The following is a 24,221-nucleotide window of genomic DNA, read 5'->3' on the forward strand; positions in this document are numbered from 1 at the left end:
GTAACATTTGTTATGTATATATTATTAATAAACAGTGTGAATTTATGTGTAAAAGTTTACAAAAAACTAAATAATAATCAAATTTGCGTGTTACTGATATAATCAGGCATGAGCGAAAGTCATTAAAATATTATAGTCACCATTAGGTGAAACTATAATTATGACTTTGCTTATGCCTTTTATTTTTGTTAACATTCCAACAAAAGAGGAGAATATAAATGAAAAAAGCTTTTGGTGTTTTACAAAAGGTAGGAAAATCTTTAATGCTACCGGTAGCGTTATTACCAGCTGCAGGAATATTACTTGCATTTGGGAATATGTTTCAAAATCCACAGTTTCTAGCAAGTGTACCAATGTTTAATGCTCATTGGTTTCAAATAGTAGCTAAAATTATGGAACAGTCAGGGGACGTTATTTTTACCAACCTTGCATTATTGTTTGCAGTAGGGGTTGCAGTTGGACTTGCAGATGGTGAAGGTGTTGCAGGTCTTGCAGCAATAGTTGGTTTCTTAATAATGAATAAGACTTTAGGAATTGTTTCTGGAGTTACTTTAGATTTAGTAGGTAGAGCTCACCCAGGGTTTGCAAGTGTATTAGGTATACCAACACTTCAAACAGGAGTATTTGGTGGTATTATCATGGGTGTTGTGGCAGCACAGTTATATAAAAAATATTACAATATTGAATTACCTTCATACCTCGGATTTTTCTCAGGTAAGAGATTTGTACCTATTGTTACGGCGGTATGTGCAATTGGCATAGGTATTGCAATGAGTTTCGTATGGCCTCCAATTCAAAATGGCTTAACTTTTTTTTCGAAAAGTATGATAGATGCGAACCCGACATTAGCAGCTTTTGTATTTGGAGTTATAGAAAGATCATTAATCCCATTTGGATTACATCATATTTTTTATAATCCTTTTTGGTATCAATTTGGTGAGTATATAAATAAGGCTGGCCAAGTAGTTAATGGGGACCAACTTATATTCATGGCTCAGTTAAAAGATGGTGTACCAATTACAGCAGGTACATTTATGACTGGTAAATTCCCATTTATGATGTTTGGTCTTCCAGCGGCAGCACTTGCAATAATTCATGAAGCAAAACCAGAAAAGAAGCTTTTGGTTGCTGGTATTATGGGATCTGCAGCTTTAACTTCTTTTTTAACAGGAATTACTGAACCAATTGAATTTTCTTTCTTATTTGTAGCACCAGTATTGTTCGGAATTCACTGCCTATTCGCAGGATTATCCTTTATGACAATGCAACTTTTAAATGTTAAAATAGGAATGACCTTTTCAGGTGGACTTATAGATTACTTATTATTTGGTGTAATTCCAAATAGAACAGCTTGGTGGTTAGTAATACCAGTAGGGTTAGTATTTGCAGCACTTTACTACTTCGGATTCCGCTATGCCATAAGAAAATGGAATCTAAAAACTCCAGGTAGAGAAGTAGATGAGGTTGAAGATGTTAGCAATGTAAAAACTAATCTTAAAGGTCAAGAACACGCAATAGCAGTACTAATTGCTTTAGGTGGAAAAGAAAATATCACTAATTTAGATGCATGCATTACTCGTTTACGTGTAAGTGTTAAGGATGCTAAAAATGTTAATAAGGCAGAACTTAAGAAATTAGGAGCTGCTGGTGTGCTTGAAGTTGGTGACAGTATTCAAGCAATATTTGGAACAAGAGCAGAGCACATAAAAACGGAAATTAAAGAAGTTATAGCTAAAGGATTAGATAAATAATTTCACATTGGACCATCAAAGAGGATTTAGAAACTTATTTGGTGGTCTTTTATTATATTTTGGAGAATGAAAATTAAATTATATATAAAGAGCCCCAATTATTCAATATTGAATAATTGGGGCTAAATTGGCATAGTATAATTAAATAGATTTTGATTTATTTTTTTGAAAATTTAATTTAATAGTAAAATGTTTATCTAAATATTTATCCACGCCTTTTTTCTTGCATAATTTATAAGTGGCAATAGTGATATAAGACCATATTGCGGCGATAACCCACCCACCAAGAATATCTGTTGGAAAGTGTGCCCCAACATAAACCCTACTAATGCCTACTAGAATTAGGTATGTTATTATAATACCACTAATTAAATAAGCAATTTTTTTATTTTTTATTCGCTTAATTAGAAAGTAAATAAGAACGATACCAATCGCTGTAGAAATAGAAGAATGGCCACTAGGGAAACTATAACCATGAGCTTCAACTAATTTTGTTCCTATGGGTCTATCTATTTTTAGTGTGTTTTTAAGTACCAAGTTGGTAAAACCAGTAACTCCGATATTAAATCCACAACAAATAGCTTCCAATTTATTGTTCAAAAGATATAATATAAAAAAAACCAATAGGCTTATTAAAATCTGTAAATCGGGATCCGAAGACTTTGAAATAGCAATATAAAATTGATTCCATCCCAAATTCATAGAACTTGCTAAATAATAAAGCATTTTAATTTAATCATCCTTTCTATATCATATTAAATATTATGTGTTTATAAACATTTATATTTAATATATAAAATTCCAATTAAGTCATAACATCAATTATATTATATCAAAACCTACAATTAAAAGATACATTTATATTGTAGGTTAATATGACAATACAGCAGATGATGATGGTTGAATTATTCTAGATAAATGGCTAAAGAGATCATAAATTAGGATTAATTGTAATAATATATTTTCCGGCGAGTGAAAGTTATTTGGATTTTAACTGATTTATAATAAATTCAGAAATTGTTTTACCCTTATATGTTTAGGGCTTGAAAATAATGACTCTGGAGTGGAGTTCTCTAGAATCTCTCCGTTTTCCATAAAAATAATCCTATCAGATATCTCCTTTGCAAATAACATCTCATGAGTAACTACTACTAGTGATATTTTTTCAATTGCAAGACTTCTAATTACTTTTAAAACCTCACTGACTAGTTCAGGGTCTAATGCAGAAGTTGGTTCATCAAATAAAATTAATTCAGGATTCATTGCAAGACATCTAGCATTAGCAATTCGTTGTTTTTGTCCACCAGACAGAGTACAAGGGTAAGAATTTATTTTATCCAATAGATCTACTTTTAAAAGTAGTTTTTTTGCTATGTCTATAGCTACGTTTTTATCTATATTATTTACTATAATAGGTGCTTCAATTATATTTTCTAGAACTGTCTTGTGAGGAAATAGATTGAAGTTTTGAAAAACCATCCCTATTTTTTTAGAAGCATTAATAACTTCAATATTATTAATTTTATTTTTAGCTTTTGCAATTGTTATGCCATTAAATTCAATGAGTCCACTATCCATATGTTCGAGTCCGCTTACACATCTAAGTAGTGTACTTTTCCCAGAACCAGAGGGACCAATAATTGATAGTACCTCACCCTTATTTAGACTTAGGGATACATCTTTTAAAACCTGGTTTTTATCGTAACTTTTATTTATATTAGATATCTTAAGAAAATCCATATTAGCACCATCCTTCATATGTCGCGAGATTCTTTATTCGTAAACTGAATATTTCTTTTCAAGCTTTTTAAACGCCATTACAATTACGGAAGTAAATATTAAATATATTATTGCAGCAATAATAAAAGGAGTAATTGTAAAATCACGAGTTACAATTTCTCTAGCAGCTCTTAGTATATCTTGAAGTCCGATTGCAGCGAGTAAAGCTGTATCTTTTATTAAAGTAATTCCCTCGTTACACATAGGCGGAATTATTCGTTTAAAAGCTTGGGGTAATATTATCTTTGACATAGTTTGTCTATAATTTAAACCTAATACTTTAGCAGCTTCGTATTGACCTTTATCTATAGATTGAATACCTGATCTAAATATTTCAGTAAAGTAAGCTCCGTAATTTAAAGAAAAGGTAAGTGCAGCTGCAGTAAAAGGAGAAAATCTTATTCCGATAATTGGTAGACCAAAATATGTGAAAAAAAGTTGAAGAAGTAAAGGGGTTCCGCGAAATAACCAAGTGTAGATGTCCACGGCTTTATTAAGTATTTTTAAATTTGAAACTTTAATTAATGCACCTAATATTCCAAGTGGTATGGAAAATATTATTGTTGCAATATATACTTCAATTGTAAGGATACTTCCTTGTAGAATATAAGCTGTAATGTCCATATAGTTAGCCAAATATAACACTCCTTTAAAATATTAAAAATCGTTATTAGTACTCAAACAATCTAAGTTAGAAATGTTTGAGTACTAATATATTATTTGTAAATTATATCTTTACCAAACCATTTCTTTGAAATAGTGTTTGCGGTTCCATCTTTCTTGATTTCTCCTAGTAGTTTATTTATTTCTGCAGTAAGCTTAACATCATTTTTTCTTATACCTACTCCATAATCTTCTACTCCTAGATTTTCATCAAGCACTTTATACATGCCAGGTTTTTTACTAACATAGTATCTTCCAACTACTTCATCTACTATAACAGCATCAATACGCCCAGCGTTTAAATCTAATAGCGCCTCTGTATTATTAGAATATTTTTTTACTTCTTTTACTGACTTAGAAAGCAATGCATCTTTTTCAAGAGCAGTTTCACTGCTACTTCCTAGTTGAAGTCCTACAGTTTTATCACTTAAAGCACTTTTACTTGAAATTTTTGATTTACTATTTACGATAATTATTTGCTTATTTTGAACATATACTTTAGAAAAAGCAATTTGTTCTTTTCTTTTATCTGTTATCGTGAGTCCATTCCATATAACATCAATATCTTTATTATTTAAACTTAATATAATACCGTCCCATTCTACAGGTTTAAATGTTACTTTAACTCCCATTCTCTTTCCCACTTCTTTTGCCATATCAATGTCAAAACCTACAATTTCACCACTTTTACCTCTAAATCCCATTGGTGGGAAATTGTCATCAAGACCAACTATTAGTTCTTTTTTGTTTTTTATATCGGTTAAAGAATTATCAGTTTTAGATGAGCTTCCACAGCCAGTTAAAATAGCAGTTGTAAGTATAGCCACCAGTAATAAGTTAAATTTAATTTTCATTATTAACACTCCTTTTAAATCCTAGTAGTATCATTTTACTTTATCGTGTTAACTTTGTAAAGTATTGAAGTGAAAATTATAACAACAATTTTTTTATATAGATGGTAAAATCCTAGTAGTATAAATCTCTCTTTTGGTGGGAAAATAAATTAAGAAAGGAAGTGTTTTAAATGACTGTAAAACAAAAGCTTACTAATGAGCAATTATCTTCAGCAGGAATTAAGAGAACCGATAATGACAAAGATATTCGAGCAAATGGTGCAAATATTGAAAATAATAAACAAAGAAATAAAAAAAATAAATAATTCCTCTAATTATGAAATATTTTATATAATATTCTGATTTATTGTTAATTTTTATAGATATTAACTTGACACTAAAATAACAAAGTGGTATTCTAAGGTTGAAAATTTAATAAATCCTTCAGGGTAGGGTTAGATTCCCCACCGGCGGTATAGCCCGCGAGCCGAAAGGTAGATCTGGTTTAATTCCAGAGCCGACAGTAAAGTCTGGATGAGAGAAGGAGAACAATGATAAATACAAGAAATTTTCATTTATTAACGCTGCAAGATAGTTAATATAATGTTTTTGTATTTTGAATACACATGTATTTAGTTATTAACACTTTAAGTGATGATACTAGATGTGTAATTAGCTTATTAAGCCCTGAAAACTATGTTTTCAGGGCTTTTATTATTTTATATGATTTAATAAATTTTTTAAAAAAGGAAAACTGACACCACAATTATAGAATTAGGGGTGATAAATTGGACAATTATTATATGAGACGAGCTCTTGAATTATCTAAAAAGGCAGTGGGATTTGTAAATCCTAATCCACTAGTTGGTGCTGTTATTGTAAAAGATAATAGAATAATTGGTGAAGGATACCATGAATATTTTGGTGGACCTCATGCAGAAGTCAATGCTTTTGCTAATGCTACAGAAGATGTGGAAGGTGCAACAATATATGTAACATTAGAGCCTTGTTCGCATTTTGGTAAAACGCCACCTTGCGCAGATGCTATAGTGCGAAATAAAATATCTAAAGTGGTAATCGGAATGATAGATCCTAATCCACTAGTTGCAGGAAAAGGTATAGAAATTCTAAAAAATAATGGGATAGAAGTTATTACAGGTATATTGGAGATGGAAATAAAGAAAACTAATGAAATATTTATAAAATATATTTCTAACAAACTACCATTTTGTATTATGAAAACTGCTATGACACTGGATGGTAAAATAGCAACAGCTATTGGGGATTCAAAGTGGATAAGTAATGAAAAATCTAGAGCATATGTGCATGAATTAAGGCAAAGGTTAACTGGAATTATGGTAGGGATTGGAACAGTACTTAGTGATGACCCAGAACTTACTACAAGAAGAGAAGATAAACTAAGCATAAACCCAATAAGAATTATTATAGATAGCAAAGCGAGATTACCGCTAGATTCAAAGGTTTTAAAATGTGATGAAAAAACAAAAACTATTATAGCTACAACGGAGTTTGCTAAAGAGAGTAAACTTGAAGCTATTAAACAAAAGGGTGCTGAAATTATTGTAACGCCAAGTAAAAATAATAGGGTGGATTTAAACTATTTAATGAGAAAACTAGGTGACATGGGAATAGATAGTATCTTAATTGAAGGTGGAAGCACTTTAAATTATTCAGCACTAGAGGAAGGCATCGTAGATAAAGTTATTACTTTTATTTCTCCAAAAATATTTGGAGGGATTTCAGGTAAAACTCCAGTAGGAGGCGAGGGGATTAAGCATGTGAAAGATTCTATAATGCTTACGGATACTCAGGTAACTAGATTAGATGAAGATATTATGATTGAGGGATATATAAAGAAAACTCAGTAAATTTATATTAGTACTAAAATAAAGGAGGTGAATAGATGTTTACAGGCTTAATTGAGGAAATGGGTGTGATAACATCCATTGTAAAAGGTGCTAAGTTTGGAAAAATTACTATAAAAGCTACAGAGATTATGAATGGCATTAAGCTTGGTGACAGTGTTAGCACTAATGGCGTGTGTCTTACCGTAACAGAATTTACAAAAGATAGCTTTAGTGTAGATGTAATGGCAGAAACTATAAGAAGCAGTAATTTAGGAAAATTGAAACCAGGTTCTCAGGTTAATTTAGAAAGGGCACTTAAATTAAGTGATAGACTAGGAGGCCATATAGTTAGTGGTCATATTGATGGAATTGGAACTATTATTAATTTAAGTAATGAGGGGAATGCTACTTGGGTGTCTGTTGAAACTTCAAAGGATATATTAAAATATATTGTACATAAAGGTTCCATAGCAATTGATGGAATTAGCTTAACTGTAGCATATGTTGATGAAAATATATTTAAAGTATCAATAATACCTCACACCAAGGGAGAAACTACTTTAGTAATTAAGAAAGTTGGAGACGTAGTTAACCTAGAGAATGATATGATGGCAAAATATGTTGAAAAATTACTGAAATATGGTGATGAGACAAAAGAAAAAAAATCTATTAGTATGGGTTTTCTTGAGAATAATGGATTTGTATAAATTTTTGAAAGCGTAGATGTAACAATAAAAATTATATCAGTGAAAGTGATGAACAGCACCATAGGTGATGAATAGCACCATAGGTGATGAACAGCACTGAATGTGATAAAAAAGGGGTGTACTAATGTATAAATTTAATACTATTGAAGAAGCTTTAGAAGATATTAAAAACGGTAAAATGGTTGTTGTGGTAGATGACGAAGATAGGGAAAACGAGGGTGATATAATTATAGCAGCAGAAATGGCTACTCAAGAAAATATAAACTTTATGGCTAAATATGCTCGCGGACTTATATGTATGCCTATAGTTAAAGAAAGATTAGATAAATTAAATATAAATCCAATGGTTGTAAACAATACTGATGCACATGGAACAGCATTTTCTGTGTCAATCGATGCTGTAACTACGACTACAGGAATATCTGCAGCAGAAAGAGCTACTACTATATTAAAGGTTTTGGATCCTGAATCAACAGCAAAAGATTTTAATAGACCAGGTCATGTATTCCCACTAGCAGCAAGAGACGGTGGAGTACTAAATAGAAATGGTCATACTGAAGCAGCTGTTGATTTAGCAAGAATTGCTGGACTATATCCTGCAGGTGTTATTTGTGAAATTATGAATGAAGATGGAACAATGGCAAGAGTGCCAGAACTTATGGAGTATGTGGAAAAACATGATTTGAAAATAATTACTATAGTAGATTTAATAGCATATAGAAGAAAAACTGAATGCCTTGTAGAAATGGTTACTCAGGCTGAAATGCCAACTAGATATGGAGATTTTACTATTTATGGATTTGTAAATAAGTTAAATGGAGAACATCATGTAGCATTAGTAAAAGGAGATGTAAGAAAAAATGAATCTGTACTTGTAAGGGTTCATTCTGAATGTCTTACTGGTGATGCATTAGGATCAAGAAGATGCGATTGTGGAGAACAATATGATGCGGCAATGAAAGCTATATCAAAAGAAGATAGTGGAATTTTGCTTTACATGAGGCAAGAAGGACGTGGAATAGGATTAATTAATAAGCTAAAGGCATACAGTCTTCAAGATAAAGGAATGGATACAGCAGAAGCAAATTTAGCTTTAGGGTTCCCAGTAGATATGAGAGATTACGGCATTGGAGCTCAGATATTAGAACTTCTAGGTGCTACAAAGATAAGACTAATGACTAACAATCCTAAAAAAATAACAGGAATTTCAGGTTATGGCATTGATATAATTGAAAGAGTAGCTATAGAAATGAACCATAATGAAAAAGATAAGTTTTACTTGCAAACAAAAAAAGAAAAAATGGGCCATTTACTAGATTTAAAATAAATTTAAAATTAAAAGGTAATTATTTAATTGATAGTTAAAAAATATAAAATTTATAGGAGGATTTGAAATGAAAGTATATGAAGGTAAATTAATAGCAGAGGGTTTAAAATTTGGAATTATAGTAGCAAGGTTTAACGAGTTTATAGGTGGAAAATTACTATCAGGAGCACTAGATGGTTTAAAACGTCATGGCGTTGACGAAGAAAGTGTGGAGATTGCATGGGTTCCCGGTGCTTTTGAGATACCTCTAGTTGCACAAAAGATGGCTAAGTCCGGAAAGTATGATGGTGTTATATGTTTAGGAGCAGTAATAAGGGGCGCTACATCACATTATGAATTTGTAGCTGGTGAAGTTACTAAAGGAATTGCAGCTGTAACATTACAAACAGGGGTTCCAGTTATTTTTGGAGTACTTACTACAGAAAATATTGAGCAGGCTATAGAAAGGGCAGGGACAAAGGCTGGTAACAAAGGATATGATGCTGCAGTAACTGCAATAGAAATGGCGAATTTGTTAAGAGAAATATAGAGGGAAAAAGCATGGGATTTCTCCTACGTGCCTTGCAAATGGACTTGAAACTGGAAATTTAATTAAGAAATTCTAACCTTTTGAAAATATAAAATTCTCTGCCTCTGGGTAGTTCGCTGGGGGACATAACAATTATTAATTGTTATGCACTCACACTCGACGTCCTGTCTCGGGTTCGCTAGCTTGCCGTCCTGGCAAGCTCACGAGAATTTTATATTTTCAAAAGAAGAATTTGCTAAATTAAATTTCAATAGTTTCTACGTCTCTTATTGCAAGTCACTACGGAGAAATCCCATGCTTAATATTCAGCTGCTATTTTAAGTTAACCTGTGAGGGTGGGTGTTGATTAGGGGAAAATAATAATTGTTAATTGTTATGACTTCCTGAGCAGGCTTACGGGTATTTTATATTCGCAAAAGAAAGAATTGCTAAATTAAATTTCAATAGTTTTGGCTTTCGTATTGAAAGTCATGACTGAGAAATACCATGCTGATATTCAGCTAGAATTTTATGTTAACTTGTGAGACTAGGTAGTAATTAGGGGTAAACATCAATTATTAATTGTTGTTTGCCCCTTGTTGTTTTTGATTTATGTATATCTATGATATACTACTCTTAATATAGTGAAATTTAAGTGTTTTAAGGGGGTATTTCGAATGGGACTTAGCGATAGTGTGTTTACTATTATATTTGTTATGATGGGGTGTGCGGCTGTTGTATCTGGATTAAATTTTGAGAAGAAACAGGGGAAAAATTATAAGGGCGAGAACTACGGTGAATATATAAAACTAAATAGGTTTATATTGATTTTAGTGGGAGGGATAATCCTATTTGGTACTTTTCTTGGACAAGGTATACCTTTATTAAGGGATATTATAACAAATATAACAATCGGAAGTTTGTTTATTATATGGATTGTTTATTCGATAATATCCAAAAGAAGATTCTCAATCAAAAAAAAATAAACATAATAGAAGTCACGTACCTCTATAATGTTTATTTTATAGAAAACACCTTGCGGAAAACAATGTGGATAACTTTTTTTATAGTTGAGATTTAGGAGTTTTCTGTTGTCACAGAAAACTCTTGAAATTTCATGTGGAAATTCTTGTTTTGTGAATATAAAATTCAAATCATATGTACCACATCTGCAGCCTACCGGCTAAAAGATTTTTTTTGTGGGGTTTATTGAGATTTATTATTTCCTCATATGCCATCCATACTAGATATATCTTAGCGTAAATGTGATATAGTATGAAGTTTCTCGGGGAGTGCCACTCAGGAGAAACTTCATAGGTCGCACTTTTTTTTATTTTAGTTTGGGAAAAAGATATTAAGGGGTGCATACTTTATTTCTTCCAGAATGTTTAGCGGAATATAATGCTGTGTCAGCCTGATTTACTAAGGTTTCCAAATCAGATACATTATCAGGGTATGTGGCAGCACCTATAGAAATAGTAATATTAATTTTAATTTGATCTGGCAGAACAAACTCATGAGTTTCTACAGCTACTCTTAAACGCTCCGCAACTTCTACTGCTTGTCTTCTTGGACAATCTGGTAAAATTACAGAAAATTCTTCGCCACCAATTCTAGATACAATATCAAAACTTCTACTAGAGGTAGATAATACAATTCCTAATTCCTGTAATACAGAATCGCCTGCTAAATGACCATAGGTGTCGTTTACTTTTTTAAAAAAATCTATATCGATAATTAAAATTGATAAACGTTCATTTTTATTTTTTACATTTACATATGATTTGTTTAGGGAATTATCAAATTGTCTAACGTTATTTAAACCAGTAAGAAAATCTATAGTTGACTCTTGTTCTAATCTATTAATCAATTTAATAGAAGTATTCATGTAATTTGTAATATAATATGCTAAAGTCCCAATTATAGAAGAAGCTATCCAAAAATAAATAAGTGTATTACGAAGTACTATTAAATCTTTAATAATTAATAAAAATGTAGATGTAATAATGAAGGAACTTATAATGTTCATATAAATCCATTTTCTTAATCCACTTAGATTTAATTTTGATATAATAGCACAAGCAATAGAAACATTTAACATATTAATAGATGCTATTATAGCAGGTGTACTCACACCAAAGTAACCTATTCTAAATAAGGCAATAACAAGGCCAGCAATAATTGATGAAAATGCACCACCATAATAAGCGGCTAATAAAATTGGAACATGACGAAGATCCATAATAACTACTGGGTTAATACGAATAGTAAATAACATTAAGATAATACCAAGTATTCCTTTTGATAATCCAAAATAAAATTTATCTGTATTTGACACTGATAGGTTAAGAAAATTTCTTTTAAATATTTGACTACTTATAAAAATAAAGGAAATTAGTATTGCAGAGTTAACAAATGAGTCTCTTAACATTAGGGAACTCCTTTCAAAACAAAATGTTTTGAGAATTAGGATAAAAAAACTACTATATATTAGATTATATAGTAGTTTTTTAGCCAAATAAAGTTTTTTTGTAAAAAGTGAAAATAAAGGATAATATTATATTTTAATATGCTCTGGACGCAAACTATAAACCACATCTTTTCTTTCTAACATTATACTGATTTTTTCTTTTAATTCATCATCGTCTAAAATGTTTAGGAGAAGTTCCCGAGTTGGGTTTACTGCTGTAGGGTTGCTAATTGACTTTAACATAGTGTAATCACCTGATGTATCTCCATAAGCATAACTCTGACTCAAATCAATGTTATATTTATCTACAAAATATTCTATAGCAGATTTTTTACTAACACTATCCCACATAGGAATAATATCACCAGTGTAAATATCATGTTCGTTTAATGTATACTTTGTTCCCACATAATCATCAAAACCATATTTTATAGACATTTCGCGTACCAGTTCAATAGGGCTACCCGATATGGTAATAATTATATGACCTTGACTTTTATGCCATTTAATTCTATCACGAGTGAAGGTATAAACTCTATCGCCCTTTTGCTTTATAACTTGCCTAGCAATAAACTCAATTTGAGACCTATGAAGCCCAATTATAGCTTCGGTATAAATATCAGCCATTTTAAGCAAATAATTATCATAATTTCCTATTCTCTTATCCCATTTAACATAATATGGTTTCACTTCTTTGTACCATCTATCATTTTCAATTATTTCGCTTTTAATTAATTTTTTAAATACCTCTGTCATTAAACTATCTCTATAAAGGGTACCATCAATATCAAAAAAAGCAGCTATTTGTTTTTTCATAAGGGCCACCTCCAACATCAGTATAATTAAATAAGATACTTTTATAATATAATTAATTATTTAGAAAATATTGTTCTTTTCTCAGTGATTATTAAATCAAGTGGAACATCATATTCATTGATAGGAATTTTATCAACTATTTGATAGTCATAGGCTATACCAATAGTTAAAGTATCTTTTGATTTTTTGGATAAAAATCTGTCATAATAACCGACACCAAAACCTATCCTATTGCAATGATTATCAAATACTACGCCAGGCACTATAATTAAATCTATATCCTTAATGTTAACCATCTTTAATAAATCATGTTTCGGCTCCATAATGCCGAAAGTAGATTTAGTAAGATCATTTGTAAGATTATTTATTTCAAATGGTATTATTTTTTTATCGGAATGAATACAATAGGGTGCAACTACTACTTTACCATTGACTAGGCACCACTTAGCAAGAGGATAGGTATCTACCTCTTTGTTGAAACTTATGTATAACATGATATTTTTGCAATTTATAAATTCGGGTAATCCAATAATTTTGCTTATAATTTTTTCGCTAAAAACACTTACATTCTGAATTTTCATGTTTTTCCTTTGACTTAGTATATCTTTTCTCAAATTAACCTTAAGATTATTTTCCATAAGTACCCCCAAAAAAATATTGCATTATTCATATAAAAGTTGATGAAGTAAAAAACACTTAAATACTGTAAATTTTAAGTTATTATAACATATGTTTTTTGCATATGCAATTTGCAGAACCATATATAAGATCGTATTTTTTACTTGTTAATCTCAATTTTTATAATATTATATGATAAAGAATGTAAAATGGTACCAATAAATTACAAAAGTGTAATTTTATAAAGATGGTCATTCACAAAGATATTAATAAACAAAAAAACTGATGAAATAAAATTTCATCAGTTTTTGAAGACATCTTATATTATTTATCAAATAAATGACATGCAACAAAATGTTCTGGTTCTATCTCTACCATTTTGGGCCTATTTTCGCGACATATATCCATAGCCTTATTACATCTATCAACGAACTTGCATCCGTTAGGAGGGTTTATAGGGCTAGGAACATCACCTTCAAGCATTATTCTTTGCCTGGTTTTTTCAATAACTGGGTCTGGTATTGGAATGGATGAAAGCAAAGCCTGAGTATAAGGGTGAAGTGGTTTGGTGTATAAAACACTACTTTTAGCAAGCTCTGCTAGGGAACCAAGATACATTACGCAAACTCTGTCCGAAATATATCTAACCATTGAAAGATCATGGGCGATAAACAAGTATGTTAAACCATAATCTGTTTGTAATTCTTGAAGTAAATTTACTACTTGAGCTTGAACTGAAACATCTAAGGCTGATATAGGTTCATCGCATACTATAAAATCAGGATCTACTGCAAGTGCACGAGCTATTCCTATTCTCTGCCTCTGACCACCACTAAATTCATGTGGAAATCTGTTAGCATGCTCCTTATTTAGTCCAACCAATTCTAAAAGATCATCAATTCTTTTCTTTCGAGCTTGCCCACGACTAAGATTATGAATATCAATACCTTCTGCAACAATATCAGATACAAGCATTCTAGGGTTTAAAGAAGCATAAGGGTCTTGAAAAATCATTTGTGCACGTCTATTATATAACTTTAAAGCTTTTCCTTTTAGCTTATGAATAGATGTACCTTCAAACTCAACAGTACCTCCTGTAGCTTTATACATCCCTAAAATAGTTCTCCCACAGGTTGATTTTCCACAACCGGATTCTCCAACAAGACCTAGTGTTTCACCTTTGTAAATGTCAAAAGTTACATCATCAACAGCTTTCAAATATTGGTTTTTTCCAACAAAAAAGTATTTTTTTAAGTTTTTAACACTAAGAAGTATTTCTTTTTTATCTTTTTCAATCATTTTAAACTTCACCTCTCTTTTCAATAGCCTCAGTAGATTTTATTAAAAGACTAGGAGTGGCTACTTTTGGAGCATCAGGATGACTTAACCAACAAGCGGATCCATGTGAATCACTAATAACAAAAGATGGAGGCATTTTTTCTCTGCAAATTTTCATTGAATATTCACATCTATCCGCAAATGGGCATCCAAGGGGAGGAGCAAATAAATCTGGAGGAGTACCTTCTATTGATGATAATTTATTTCCAGTTTTATCAATGTCTACTCTTGGTACTGAACTTAAAAGCCCCCAGGTATATGGATGTTTTGGATTATAATATAATTCATTAGTATCTGCATACTCTACAATTTTTCCACCATACATAACTACTACTCTATGTGAAATATTAGCAACAACACCTAAATCATGAGTGATAATTATAATAGATGTGTTTATGGTTTTTTGCAAATTTTTCATTAATTCAAGTATTTGAGCTTGAATTGTTACATCCAGTGCAGTTGTAGGTTCATCAGCAATAAGAAGTTGTGGATTACATACCAATGCAATTGCTATCATAGCACGCTGACGCATTCCGCCAGAAAATTGATGTGGGTAATCATTAATCCGTTCTTTTGCATTTGGTATTTGAACAAGCTTTAACATATCGAGAGCTACATTAGTGGCTTCTTCTTTTGTAAGGTTGCTTTTATGACTCCTAAGCCCTTCTAAGATTTGTTTCCCAATTGTCATTGTAGGATTAAGAGAGGTCATTGGGTCTTGAAATATCATACCAATCTGTTTACCTCTAATTTCCTTCATTTCCTTTTCAGATTTACCAATTATATCTTCGCCATTAAAGATAATTTTGCCACCTTTAAAACGTGCAGGTGGTTCAGGGTTCAGTCTCATTATAGATTTCGCAGTTACAGATTTACCACAACCAGACTCTCCAACAATAGCTAAAGTTTCTCCTTCAAATAGTTCAAAGGAAACTCCACGAACTGCTTGAATTTCGCCTGCATATGTATCAAAAGAAACGCTAAGATCTTCCACTTCTAATATCTTTTTTTTCATGTAAGTAACCTCCTATTTCCTAAGTTTAGGGTCAAGTGCATCTCTTAGACCATCACCAAGTATATTGAATGCAAGCATAATTAAACATAATACAATTGATGGTATTATAAGTAAATGTGGGTATTGATAAAAAATCTTTGCTCCATCATTAACAAGAACTCCGAGAGACGCATATGGTGCTGGTACGCCAAGCCCTATAAAACTTAAAAATGCTTCTGCAAAAATCATCTTTGGAATCATCATAGTCATGTTAACTATTATTGGTCCCATACAATTTGGTATCAAATGCTTAAAAATAACTCTATTTGCGTCCGCACCTAAGGTTTGAGATGCAAGTACATATTCGCTGTGTTTTAGTCTTAAAACTTCTCCACGAACCAATATTGCAGTTCCCATCCAGCCTGTAAATGCTAGAACAATGGTAATGGTTGTAATTCCCCTTGGCATGACAATGGACAATAACATAATATATAACATATCCGGAATAACCATAAGAATTTCAATTATTCTCATCATAATATTATCAGATGTTCCACCAATATACCCAGAAATTCCGCCATAAACAACACCAAATAATCCTGTAAATAATACTGATACTATTGCAATAATGAAAGAAACTCTTGAACCTTCCCAAAGCCTAGTCCATAAATCACGGCCAAGGTCATCAGTTCCAAGCCAATATGTGCTGTTGAATTTTTTTACACCAATTGTTTCTACAAATAAATTACTCCCACTTTTTTTGAAAGTAACCCCTCTAAAAGCCGGGTCCTTTTTCAAAATATTGTTTGCTTCAGTATTTAGTTTTGTGATAATTGAATCCCAATTATCAGTAGAAGTGGTATTTATTTCTAATTTATATTCTTTTAGGTCACCTTGATAGGATGCCTCAGATTTATCACCAATTATAAAGCCTACTTTTCCAGATTGTCCTTTAAGATCAACTTTTTTAAATTCTATTTGTGTTTTTCTAAGGTTAGGTTTGTACTTTGAGTAGTTAAACACAGAATTAGAAGATAATTTTACACTTCTTTGATTTGAGAGAATAGAAGTTTGGTCTTGTAAACTCAAGTGTTGCGTTCTATAGGTATGTCCATAAAGTTGCTTTGAAATCATTGGACCAACTATCGCCATAAAAATTAATACTACTAAAATCCAAAATGATATTACAGATGGTTTATTCTTTTTTAATCTTCTAAAGGCATCTTGTAAATATGACATACTTGGGCGTTTTATATTCTGAGCAGCTTCGAGATTTTTACCAACAAGTTCGAATTGCTCCTTTTCAATTTTATCCATTTAGCTACTCGCCACCTTTACTTGATATTTTAAGTCTTGGATCAATTAAGCCATATGCTATATCAACCACGAGAAGAGACACTATTATTAGTACTGCATAGAAAAGTGTTATACCCATAGTCATAGAATAATCTTGATTTGTAATGGTGGTTACAAAATATCCCCCAAGTCCTGCAACTGCAAAAACATTTTCTATAACAATAGATCCTGTTATAATGCCTGCAAACGCTGGTCCAAGTACTGAAACAACTGGCATTATAGCATTACGAATTACATGGCTCCATACTATTTTAGAAGTTGAGAGTCCTTTAGATTTTGCAGTCTGAATATAGTCTTGACCAAGTACCTCAAGTGTAGTTGAGCGCATTAATCTAGCTACAAAAGCCAGAGTACCAAGTCCTAAAGTAAAGGATGGTAAAATCATAGAAAGTTGACTATCAGTTACGGTAACAGGAAGCCAACCTAAGGTGACGCCAAAATAGTAGGCCAGTAGCGGTCCCATTACAATGCTGGGAACAGATACACCTACAATAGAAATGAAAATTATAATATAATCTGGCGCCTTCTGATGTTTTAAAGCTGCTATTACGCCAAAGAGTATTCCAAAGAAAGCTGAGTAGGTCATAGCTCTCCAACCCAGAGCAAAAGATTTAGGAAAACTCTCTTTTATTACCTGAGATACTGGACGGTTAACATATTTATAAGAAAGTCCAAGATCTCCATGAGCTAAGTTGCTCATATATTTAATATATTGTTGAGAAATAGGTAAATCTAATCCATATTTTTGTAATAAAGCTTGTCTTAATTCTGGCTTCAATTTTGGATTATGAAAAGGATCTCCTGGTAATGCTTTCATTAATGCAAAGGTTATAGTTGCAATGCATATTATTGTAATTATTGCAAAAGCTGTTCTTTTTAAAATAAATTTAACCATTCTTTACCTCCAATGTATAATAATACTTCAAACTATGAATTAATAGAAGAAAAGGTATACGTTAAAATAACATATACCCTACCTTATTTATTAATAATTTAAATTAAATTTATTTTGTTGTCTCAGCATTTTTAGCTGCCATATCTACACTAGTCCAATAGAAATCTGTAGCTGGGCCTGCGCCTCTATTAACAACTCCTGTTACATAAGTTTTATATGTCATATGAGCAATTCTGAAATATCTTGGTGCAATAACAGAATCAGACATTAATAATTTTTCAGCTTTATATAAATAACCCATTCTTACTGTTTTGTCTGCTTCTTTTTTAGCATCTTGGATTAATTTATCATATACTGGATTATTATATCTACCATAGTTATTTCCATTTGTTGATTCAAATAAATCTAAGTAAGTCATTGGGTCAACATAATCTGGTCCCCAACCACTAGCACAAATACCAAAATCTCCACTTTTAAGTCTTGTTAATTTATCGCCCCATGCAACTGGTATAAGATTAATATCAATTCCAATAGCTTTTAAATCTGATTGCATTTTTTCGCCTTGTTTCTTACCAACATCTCCTTCATCAAATAAAACATCTTGAGCTGGTAATTTAGCGAGACCTAATTCTTTAAGTCCAAGTGCTAAAGCTTCTTTAGCTTTTGCTGGTTGATTATCTTCTATTAAAGCCGCACCATTCTCCTCACGGAAAGTCTTGGTAAGGCCTGGGAAGTTATCTGGAATTAATGAAAGTGCAGCGATATCTCCTTGTGTAACACTTTCAACTAGTCCCTTACGATCAATAGCGAGTGATATAGCTTTTCTTATATTCTTATTAGATGTTATTTTATTGTTAAATTGATTAAACTCAAGATAAAATACTGTATAGTCAGGCATATCAACTAAATCTTGAAGTTTATATTGATCAAGCACTGCTTTATCTTGAAATGTCTTGATATCATTAGCTTGGATTTTAGAACCGTCTAAAGCACCTGTCTTTAAAAGGTTTGTTCTTGTAGCAATATCAGTAACAACTTTTAAATTTATTGTATCAAGTTTTATATTAGCTTTGTTCCAGTAGTTAGCATTTTTTTGTAATGTAAAACTATCATTATGTTTCCATGCTGTAACTTTCCATGGACCATTACTGTTTAAGCCTACAGCTTCAAGAGAGTAATCCTTTGGATGAGCATTATAAAAAGCTTCACTTACAGGGAAATAAACAGAATTAGCAGTTAGCCCTATAAAATATGGGCATACTTTTGAAAGTTTAACTTCAAGATTCCCGTTTACATCTTTGATTCCAACTTTTGACCATAAATCTTTTTTCTGTGCATCATAATCTGTTTTCATAGCTGCAGGCATTAGCTTTAATGAAGCAGCAACCTTTGCAGCCAAAGCAGCTTTCTTAGTTTTGTCTGATTCAGCCTCACGACTAGCAACTAAAGCTTTAAATGTAGCATTTTTTTCAGAATAAAAACTTTCACTAGTAAGGTTTGCATAATCTGCAGCGCCTGCAACGTAATCTGTGATCATAAATGCATATGGACTGTTACCATCAAGTGCTAGTTTCCAACCAAAGAAGAAATCTTTAGCAGTAGTAACTGTGCCATCAGCCCATTTTGCATTTTTGTTTAATTCAAAAGTATAAGTATTGGTTTTTGCATCTAAAGTCCATTTTGTAGCAACTCCTGGATCATATTTACCTTCTTCTTTACTATAACGAACTAAACCTTCAGCAAACATATTTGAAATCTGGAAATCTGGTGCTCCACTTATCTGTTGTGGGTCCAATGTTTCTGGTTCTGCAGTAGTATAATAATTTAATACTTGTGGCACCGCAACCTTTGCCACCTCAGCTTTTTTTGCGCATCCAGCAAGTACTCCTGTGGATACAAACATAGCTACTACTAATGAAGCAACTAATCTTTTCTTTTTCATTATATAACCCCCCCTATTTTAAAAATGGAAAACTTTGTTTCCCTTTAATGTATATAAATTTCAGACAGCAGTTTTTGAGTTGCCTCCTGAAAATTTATTATGATATTAGAAAATATGTAACATAAGGTTGATATTTAGATTTAATAATTAGTATATTAATTGATAACGCTTATTTACAATTAATATATATTAAAAAAATCCAAATTCTTTTTTTTAATGCTACCATTAAAACCGTTAAGTGTCAATCGTTAGAGCAAGTTTTATTAAAAAAAATATTTATAAGAATATACTGTTATTTGACGTCTATGTGATAAAAAGTATTATTTTGATTCATTTTAATTTTTATATTTTCAAAATTATTGTTTAAAAGTACTTAATTAACCCTTAATATTAAAGAAAATTTATAATAACCTGTAAATTTTATCTATTTATGCAATAAAGATTTCATAATGAAAATATATTGTATTATTATCAGTTATTTTCTTAATATTCTCATAATTTACAATAATACAATACTACATTTTTTAGTACATTATATTAGTATATTATATTAGTACATTAAAAATTATAAAATGGGAAGTCTATAAGTATAATAGTGTGATACTGTGATATTAATAAATATTCAGTATCCATAAGATGTATAGGGAGGAATATTCATGGATTATTCAAAAATAAGAGAAGTCAATGGAATAGAACACGTTGGAGATGTACCAAGTGCAAAGAAAGGCATTGTAGATTTTCTATCTGGTGAGGATAGATATAAAGACTCAGTGCCACAAGATAGACTTAATTCCTACAAAAAAGGCCGTGAAATAGCAGTAGAAATTGAGAATATTTTAAATGGAGATCAAAGGGCATATTAGAATTATATATATTTGTAATTATTTGAAAGTGGGTACAGAATTTTATTCTGTACCTTTATTATTTACATACAATGTAAATAAAGTTATAAAAGTATTTGTAAGTTAAATTTATTTTGAGCAAGTGGAAAAATATGATGAATAACATCTAACTTTGCTTGCGATTTTATGAAAAATTTGATAAAATATAAATAATTGTAAATAATTATTTATATTTTAAATTTATATGTTTTATGAAGTTATTTCAATTATACGTGTAGTATAATGTATTTGAAAATAATATAGAGGTGGGGGAGGGAACATGAAAAATTTACACATGAAAAAGGGAGATAAGATAGTTGGAATAATACTTTTAATTATTGTTATAATATCCCTAAGTGCAACATCAATATACAAAACCGCCATTAAAGGAACGGGAAATATTGCAGTTATTAAACAAGATGGAAAGGTGCTTAAGACTATTGATTTAAATAAGGCTGTAAAACCACAAGAGTTTACAATAAAATCTGGTAATGGTGATTATAATACCATATTGGTTAAAGATAAGACTATTAAGATTATAGATGCTAATTGTTTACATAAAGAGTGTGTTAAAAGTGGAGATATTTCACAACCGGGGCAGATGATTGTATGTTTACCCTTCAAACTTATAATTACTATTGAGGGACAAGCAAGTAGCGGAATTGATAGTACTTCATTTTAAAATTTAAAAGATGTAGGTGAAAATATGGGAAAGACTAAAAAGTTGATTTTACTTAGTATGTTAGTTGCAATGGCTTTAGTTATCTATTTAATCGAGGCTCAGATTCCAGTGTTATTTCCAGGAATAAAGTTAGGACTTGCTAATTCTATATCATTAGTGGCTTTAATTTTATTCGGGTGGAAGGAAGCATTTTTGATAATGTTTTTAAGAACCATATTGGGTTCTATGTTTGGAGGAAGTATGTCAGCTTTTATGTTTAGCATTGCAGGTGGAGTGCTAAGTAATTTAGTAATGATGTTACTTTACAAGTATTTTAAAAATGTATTAAGTATCGCTACAATTAGCGTTTGTGGATCTGTGTTCCATAATGTAGGTCAATTACTTGTAGCTGCCTTCATAATTAATGATTTAAGAATATATGTTTATTTACCAGTATTGCTAATCTCGGCTATTGTTACAGGGTATTTTATTGGTATTTTGGCTAGCGTATTAAAAAATAGACTAGAGAAGATAATGACGCGGATATAAAATATCCAGAGTGCCTTGCAATAAGAGCTAGGGACTGGAAATTTCATTAAGAAATTCTAATCTTTTGCGAATATAAAATTCTCTAACGCTTACACTCGCCGTCCTGGCTCGGGTTCGCTAGCCTGCCGTCCTGGCAGGCTTACGAGAATTTTATAGTCGCAAAAGAAGAATTACTAAATTAAATTTCAATAGTCCTTTTGCTTCTTATTGCAAGTCACTTTGGAAAAATTTATATTCTAGTGTTATGCGGTGAAGAGGTAGAAAAGCAAGGAAAAGGAAAAAAAAGAATTACTAAATTAGATTTCCTAATATTAGTTTCAGGATATAAAAGATGAGCAGAAGGGTTAGCGTGACCTTCTGCTCATCTTTTATTATTAGTTAATCATCTTTTTTCAAAAATCCCAGGATTGTATATATAAGTCCGACTATAATGAAGAACATAAACAAAAGATATGTAACTGAGTGTTTATATCCACCTGCGGTATTTAAGGTGATTTCCAAATTACCTATTGCCACGCCTAATGCACCACTAATTAAGAAGCCAGTTCCAGCAATTATTTCTTTTAGTCCTTTCATAGTAAACCTCCTATTATTTAAGATCAAATACAAAGTTAACAGAGCTACAAATAAAAGATACCGTATTAATTATAATTTTAATTAGTACGGTATCTTTATGTTATTTCATCAAAAATATTTCAAAAACAAACGGATTGATTTTAAATCTTAGTCTCAACAGGAGTTTTACTATCTTCTTCATGAGCTTTTAAGGGCTTAGAAATAGCTTTTGTGGGACACTTTGTAGCACATAGTCCACATTGTATACATTTATCAAAGTCTATTGTAGCTAAGTTATTAACCATTGTAATCGCTTGGGTTGGACAAACTTTTACGCACATCTGGCAAGCAATACATCCAACTTGACAGTTGTCTTTTACAGCTTTTCCTTTTGATTTTGAGTTACATTCAATAAGTACTTCTTGATCTGCTGGAACGAACTCTATTAAATCCTTAGGGCATACTTCAATACATGCACCGCAAGCAACACAATTATCTTTGTATACTACAGCTACACCATCGATGATGTGAAGGGCATTGAACTCGCAGGCTCTTACACAACTTGCAAAACCTAAACAACCATCAGAGCAAGCTTTAGGACCACCTCCAGGAGCAATAACTGCTTGGCGGCAATCTCTAATTCCGTCATATTCATATTTTTCTTTAGCAACGTTACAAGTCCCTTTACATTTTACAAAGGCCACTTTAGGACTTTCAATTTCAACGGATACGCCCATTATTTCTCCGATTTTTTCAGCAACAGGACCTCCACCAACTGAGCATAAATTTAGTGGTGTACCGCCCTCAACTACTGCTGCTGCATAAGCATCACAACCAGCATATCCACATGCACCGCAATTTGCGCTTGGTAATGCTTCTCTAACTAGTGGTACTTTAGGGTCAACTGGTACATGAAATTTTTTGTTAGCATAACCAAGTACCACTCCAAATACAAGTCCCATACCACCAATGCTTAATACTGGGTATATTAAATTATTTATATCCACTTAAATACCCCCTAATTTTAAACCGCTAAAACCTAAAAATGCGATAGCCATGAGACCTGCAGTAACTAATGAAATAGGTAAACCTCTAAAGCATAAAGGCATATTATCACTCTCTTCCATTCTTTCTCTTAGACCTGCTAGTAGTACAATTGCAAGCATGTATCCAAGAGCAGCTCCAAGGGCATTAACCATGGATTCTATTAAGTTATATTTTTCACCTATATTTATAACTGCCATACCAAGAAGCGCACAGTTAGTTGTTATTAAGGGAAGATATATTCCAAGTGCTTTATAGAGACTTGGTTGAGTTTTTTTAATTACCATTTCAACAAATTGAACTAGTGCAGCAATAACTAAAACGAATGCTAGAGTTGATAAATATGTTATGTGCAGAGGGACTAAAATCCAGTTGAATACTCCATAACACATAAATGAAGATATAAACATAACAAATACTACCGCTAGTCCCATACCTTTTGCAGTTTCAGTTTTTTTAGAAACTCCAAGAAAAGAACATATTCCAAGGAATTTAACTAATAAAAAGTTATTTATTAAAAATGCACTTATAAATATTGAAAAAAGTTTCATTTCCATCCACCTTTCTTAACAAAGTTAAATCATCACCTTCGGTGATGTAATATTAACGACTTCAGAAGGAGATTTAGACTACCTACCGAAGGTTTATTTTTACTAGAGTAACTAT

25 protein-coding genes and 1 riboswitch are annotated in these 24,221 nt (G+C 31.5%); of the genes, 10 read left to right on the forward strand and 15 right to left on the reverse strand.

What is annotated here, in order from left to right; all coding sequences use genetic code 11:
* Positions 1 to 218 precede the first annotated feature (218 nt).
* Positions 219 to 1,751, forward strand: coding sequence for a glucose-specific PTS transporter subunit IIBC (gene ptsG / locus VIM70_RS14955; protein ID WP_331946574.1), 1,533 nt, complete (start codon positions 219 to 221; stop codon positions 1,749 to 1,751).
* A gap of 141 nt (positions 1,752 to 1,892) precedes the next feature.
* Here the strand turns inward: ptsG and VIM70_RS14960 are convergent, their stop codons facing one another.
* The 4 genes from VIM70_RS14960 to VIM70_RS14975 all read right to left on the reverse strand — a co-directional run bounded on the left by VIM70_RS14960 (position 1,893) and on the right by VIM70_RS14975 (position 5,047).
* Positions 1,893 to 2,477 carry a phosphatase PAP2 family protein gene (locus VIM70_RS14960; protein ID WP_331946575.1) on the reverse strand — a complete coding sequence of 195 codons (585 nt, stop codon included), beginning with the start codon at positions 2,475 to 2,477 and terminating at the stop codon, positions 1,893 to 1,895.
* A 273-nt stretch (positions 2,478 to 2,750) separates the two neighbouring features.
* On the reverse strand, positions 2,751 to 3,491 hold the full coding sequence (locus VIM70_RS14965) for an amino acid ABC transporter ATP-binding protein (RefSeq protein WP_331946576.1): 741 nt from the start codon (positions 3,489 to 3,491) through the stop codon (positions 2,751 to 2,753).
* A 33-nt stretch (positions 3,492 to 3,524) separates the two neighbouring features.
* Positions 3,525 to 4,166: an amino acid ABC transporter permease gene (locus tag VIM70_RS14970; protein WP_331946577.1), complete on the reverse strand. Its 642-nt coding sequence runs from the start codon at positions 4,164 to 4,166 to the stop codon at positions 3,525 to 3,527.
* Between the two features lie 80 nt (positions 4,167 to 4,246).
* Positions 4,247 to 5,047 carry an amino acid ABC transporter substrate-binding protein gene (locus VIM70_RS14975; RefSeq protein ID WP_331946578.1) on the reverse strand — a complete coding sequence of 267 codons (801 nt, stop codon included), beginning with the start codon at positions 5,045 to 5,047 and terminating at the stop codon, positions 4,247 to 4,249.
* A 170-nt stretch (positions 5,048 to 5,217) separates the two neighbouring features.
* On the opposite strand from VIM70_RS14975, the gene VIM70_RS14980 reads away from it, so the two are divergent.
* The 6 genes from VIM70_RS14980 to VIM70_RS15005 all read left to right on the forward strand — a co-directional run bounded on the left by VIM70_RS14980 (position 5,218) and on the right by VIM70_RS15005 (position 10,422).
* The gene (locus tag VIM70_RS14980; RefSeq protein WP_331946579.1) at positions 5,218 to 5,352 is read left to right on the forward strand and encodes a hypothetical protein; all 135 of its coding nucleotides are present in this window, start codon (positions 5,218 to 5,220) and stop codon (positions 5,350 to 5,352) included.
* A gap of 110 nt (positions 5,353 to 5,462) precedes the next feature.
* Positions 5,463 to 5,576: riboswitch (FMN riboswitch) on the forward strand.
* Between the two features lie 238 nt (positions 5,577 to 5,814).
* A complete protein-coding gene (gene ribD, locus VIM70_RS14985) occupies positions 5,815 to 6,915 on the forward strand; it encodes a bifunctional diaminohydroxyphosphoribosylaminopyrimidine deaminase/5-amino-6-(5-phosphoribosylamino)uracil reductase RibD (protein ID WP_331946580.1) in 1,101 nt (366 codons plus the stop codon).
* Positions 6,916 to 6,950: 35 nt separating this feature from the next.
* On the forward strand, positions 6,951 to 7,601 hold the full coding sequence (locus tag VIM70_RS14990) for a riboflavin synthase (protein WP_331946581.1): 651 nt from the start codon (positions 6,951 to 6,953) through the stop codon (positions 7,599 to 7,601).
* Positions 7,602 to 7,725: 124 nt separating this feature from the next.
* On the forward strand, positions 7,726 to 8,928 hold the full coding sequence (locus tag VIM70_RS14995; protein ID WP_331946582.1) for a bifunctional 3,4-dihydroxy-2-butanone-4-phosphate synthase/GTP cyclohydrolase II: 1,203 nt from the start codon (positions 7,726 to 7,728) through the stop codon (positions 8,926 to 8,928).
* Positions 8,929 to 8,995: 67 nt separating this feature from the next.
* On the forward strand, positions 8,996 to 9,457 hold the full coding sequence (gene ribE, locus VIM70_RS15000) for a 6,7-dimethyl-8-ribityllumazine synthase (protein WP_331946583.1): 462 nt from the start codon (positions 8,996 to 8,998) through the stop codon (positions 9,455 to 9,457).
* Between the two features lie 656 nt (positions 9,458 to 10,113).
* The gene (locus tag VIM70_RS15005) at positions 10,114 to 10,422 is read left to right on the forward strand and encodes a hypothetical protein (protein WP_331946584.1); all 309 of its coding nucleotides are present in this window, start codon (positions 10,114 to 10,116) and stop codon (positions 10,420 to 10,422) included.
* A 368-nt stretch (positions 10,423 to 10,790) separates the two neighbouring features.
* On the opposite strand, the gene VIM70_RS15010 is transcribed toward VIM70_RS15005, so the two are convergent.
* The 8 genes from VIM70_RS15010 to VIM70_RS15045 all read right to left on the reverse strand — a co-directional run bounded on the left by VIM70_RS15010 (position 10,791) and on the right by VIM70_RS15045 (position 19,865).
* Entirely contained in the window at positions 10,791 to 11,867 is a 1,077-nt protein-coding gene (locus tag VIM70_RS15010; protein WP_331946585.1) for a diguanylate cyclase, read from the reverse strand.
* A gap of 126 nt (positions 11,868 to 11,993) precedes the next feature.
* Complete coding sequence (locus VIM70_RS15015; protein ID WP_331946586.1) at positions 11,994 to 12,722, reverse strand: HAD-IB family hydrolase; 729 nt, start codon at positions 12,720 to 12,722, stop codon at positions 11,994 to 11,996.
* A 56-nt stretch (positions 12,723 to 12,778) separates the two neighbouring features.
* A complete protein-coding gene (locus VIM70_RS15020; RefSeq protein WP_331946587.1) occupies positions 12,779 to 13,360 on the reverse strand; it encodes a 5-formyltetrahydrofolate cyclo-ligase in 582 nt (193 codons plus the stop codon).
* A gap of 304 nt (positions 13,361 to 13,664) precedes the next feature.
* Positions 13,665 to 14,639 (reverse strand): oligopeptide/dipeptide ABC transporter ATP-binding protein, encoded by a 975-nt coding sequence (locus VIM70_RS15025; RefSeq protein ID WP_331946588.1) that lies wholly within the window; start codon positions 14,637 to 14,639, stop codon positions 13,665 to 13,667.
* 1 nt (position 14,640) lies between these two features.
* Positions 14,641 to 15,693 (reverse strand): ABC transporter ATP-binding protein, encoded by a 1,053-nt coding sequence (locus tag VIM70_RS15030; RefSeq protein ID WP_331946589.1) that lies wholly within the window; start codon positions 15,691 to 15,693, stop codon positions 14,641 to 14,643.
* 12 nt (positions 15,694 to 15,705) lie between these two features.
* Entirely contained in the window at positions 15,706 to 16,989 is a 1,284-nt protein-coding gene (locus tag VIM70_RS15035) for an ABC transporter permease (RefSeq protein WP_331946590.1), read from the reverse strand.
* Positions 16,990 to 16,993: 4 nt separating this feature from the next.
* Entirely contained in the window at positions 16,994 to 17,923 is a 930-nt protein-coding gene (locus tag VIM70_RS15040) for an ABC transporter permease (protein ID WP_331946591.1), read from the reverse strand.
* Positions 17,924 to 18,032: 109 nt separating this feature from the next.
* Positions 18,033 to 19,865: a peptide ABC transporter substrate-binding protein gene (locus VIM70_RS15045; protein ID WP_331946592.1), complete on the reverse strand. Its 1,833-nt coding sequence runs from the start codon at positions 19,863 to 19,865 to the stop codon at positions 18,033 to 18,035.
* A gap of 656 nt (positions 19,866 to 20,521) precedes the next feature.
* On the opposite strand from VIM70_RS15045, the gene VIM70_RS15050 reads away from it, so the two are divergent.
* The 3 genes from VIM70_RS15050 (at position 20,522) to VIM70_RS15060 (ending at position 21,956) form a co-directional block, all read left to right on the forward strand.
* Positions 20,522 to 20,728 carry a hypothetical protein gene (locus tag VIM70_RS15050; RefSeq protein WP_331946593.1) on the forward strand — a complete coding sequence of 69 codons (207 nt, stop codon included), beginning with the start codon at positions 20,522 to 20,524 and terminating at the stop codon, positions 20,726 to 20,728.
* Positions 20,729 to 21,026: 298 nt separating this feature from the next.
* Positions 21,027 to 21,428, forward strand: a complete 402-nt coding sequence (locus tag VIM70_RS15055) for a NusG domain II-containing protein (protein ID WP_331946594.1) — start codon at positions 21,027 to 21,029, stop codon at positions 21,426 to 21,428.
* 24 nt (positions 21,429 to 21,452) lie between these two features.
* On the forward strand, positions 21,453 to 21,956 hold the full coding sequence (locus tag VIM70_RS15060; protein ID WP_331946595.1) for a Gx transporter family protein: 504 nt from the start codon (positions 21,453 to 21,455) through the stop codon (positions 21,954 to 21,956).
* A gap of 378 nt (positions 21,957 to 22,334) precedes the next feature.
* Here the strand turns inward: VIM70_RS15060 and VIM70_RS15065 are convergent, their stop codons facing one another.
* The 3 genes from VIM70_RS15065 to rsxA all read right to left on the reverse strand — a co-directional run bounded on the left by VIM70_RS15065 (position 22,335) and on the right by rsxA (position 24,106).
* On the reverse strand, positions 22,335 to 22,532 hold the full coding sequence (locus tag VIM70_RS15065) for a hypothetical protein (RefSeq protein WP_331946596.1): 198 nt from the start codon (positions 22,530 to 22,532) through the stop codon (positions 22,335 to 22,337).
* Positions 22,533 to 22,672: 140 nt separating this feature from the next.
* Positions 22,673 to 23,512, reverse strand: a complete 840-nt coding sequence (locus tag VIM70_RS15070; RefSeq protein WP_331946621.1) for an RnfABCDGE type electron transport complex subunit B — start codon at positions 23,510 to 23,512, stop codon at positions 22,673 to 22,675.
* Positions 23,513 to 23,518: 6 nt separating this feature from the next.
* A complete protein-coding gene (gene rsxA / locus VIM70_RS15075; protein WP_331946597.1) occupies positions 23,519 to 24,106 on the reverse strand; it encodes an electron transport complex subunit RsxA in 588 nt (195 codons plus the stop codon).
* Between the last annotated feature and the right edge of the window lie 115 nt (positions 24,107 to 24,221).

Origin of the sequence: Clostridium sp. (assembly GCF_036569345.1) — a bacterium.
Taxonomy (GTDB): Bacteria; Bacillota; Clostridia; order Clostridiales; family Clostridiaceae; genus Clostridium_AD.

Coding starts and splice junctions, on each gene's coding strand:
- ptsG (WP_331946574.1), top strand. CDS start 219: ATGAAAAAAGCTTTTGGTGTTTTACAAAAGGTAGGAAAATCTTTAATG.
- VIM70_RS14960 (WP_331946575.1), bottom strand. CDS start 2,477: ATGCTTTATTATTTAGCAAGTTCTATGAATTTGGGATGGAATCAATTT.
- VIM70_RS14965 (WP_331946576.1), bottom strand. CDS start 3,491: ATGGATTTTCTTAAGATATCTAATATAAATAAAAGTTACGATAAAAAC.
- VIM70_RS14975 (WP_331946578.1), bottom strand. CDS start 5,047: ATGAAAATTAAATTTAACTTATTACTGGTGGCTATACTTACAACTGCT.
- VIM70_RS14980 (WP_331946579.1), top strand. CDS start 5,218: ATGACTGTAAAACAAAAGCTTACTAATGAGCAATTATCTTCAGCAGGA.
- VIM70_RS14990 (WP_331946581.1), top strand. CDS start 6,951: ATGTTTACAGGCTTAATTGAGGAAATGGGTGTGATAACATCCATTGTA.
- VIM70_RS14995 (WP_331946582.1), top strand. CDS start 7,726: ATGTATAAATTTAATACTATTGAAGAAGCTTTAGAAGATATTAAAAAC.
- ribE (WP_331946583.1), top strand. CDS start 8,996: ATGAAAGTATATGAAGGTAAATTAATAGCAGAGGGTTTAAAATTTGGA.
- VIM70_RS15005 (WP_331946584.1), top strand. CDS start 10,114: ATGGGACTTAGCGATAGTGTGTTTACTATTATATTTGTTATGATGGGG.
- VIM70_RS15010 (WP_331946585.1), bottom strand. CDS start 11,867: ATGTTAAGAGACTCATTTGTTAACTCTGCAATACTAATTTCCTTTATT.
- VIM70_RS15015 (WP_331946586.1), bottom strand. CDS start 12,722: ATGAAAAAACAAATAGCTGCTTTTTTTGATATTGATGGTACCCTTTAT.
- VIM70_RS15020 (WP_331946587.1), bottom strand. CDS start 13,360: ATGGAAAATAATCTTAAGGTTAATTTGAGAAAAGATATACTAAGTCAA.
- VIM70_RS15025 (WP_331946588.1), bottom strand. CDS start 14,639: ATGATTGAAAAAGATAAAAAAGAAATACTTCTTAGTGTTAAAAACTTA.
- VIM70_RS15030 (WP_331946589.1), bottom strand. CDS start 15,693: ATGAAAAAAAAGATATTAGAAGTGGAAGATCTTAGCGTTTCTTTTGAT.
- VIM70_RS15035 (WP_331946590.1), bottom strand. CDS start 16,989: ATGGATAAAATTGAAAAGGAGCAATTCGAACTTGTTGGTAAAAATCTC.
- VIM70_RS15040 (WP_331946591.1), bottom strand. CDS start 17,923: ATGGTTAAATTTATTTTAAAAAGAACAGCTTTTGCAATAATTACAATA.
- VIM70_RS15045 (WP_331946592.1), bottom strand. CDS start 19,865: ATGAAAAAGAAAAGATTAGTTGCTTCATTAGTAGTAGCTATGTTTGTA.
- VIM70_RS15050 (WP_331946593.1), top strand. CDS start 20,522: ATGGATTATTCAAAAATAAGAGAAGTCAATGGAATAGAACACGTTGGA.
- VIM70_RS15055 (WP_331946594.1), top strand. CDS start 21,027: ATGAAAAATTTACACATGAAAAAGGGAGATAAGATAGTTGGAATAATA.
- VIM70_RS15060 (WP_331946595.1), top strand. CDS start 21,453: ATGGGAAAGACTAAAAAGTTGATTTTACTTAGTATGTTAGTTGCAATG.
- VIM70_RS15065 (WP_331946596.1), bottom strand. CDS start 22,532: ATGAAAGGACTAAAAGAAATAATTGCTGGAACTGGCTTCTTAATTAGT.
- rsxA (WP_331946597.1), bottom strand. CDS start 24,106: ATGAAACTTTTTTCAATATTTATAAGTGCATTTTTAATAAATAACTTT.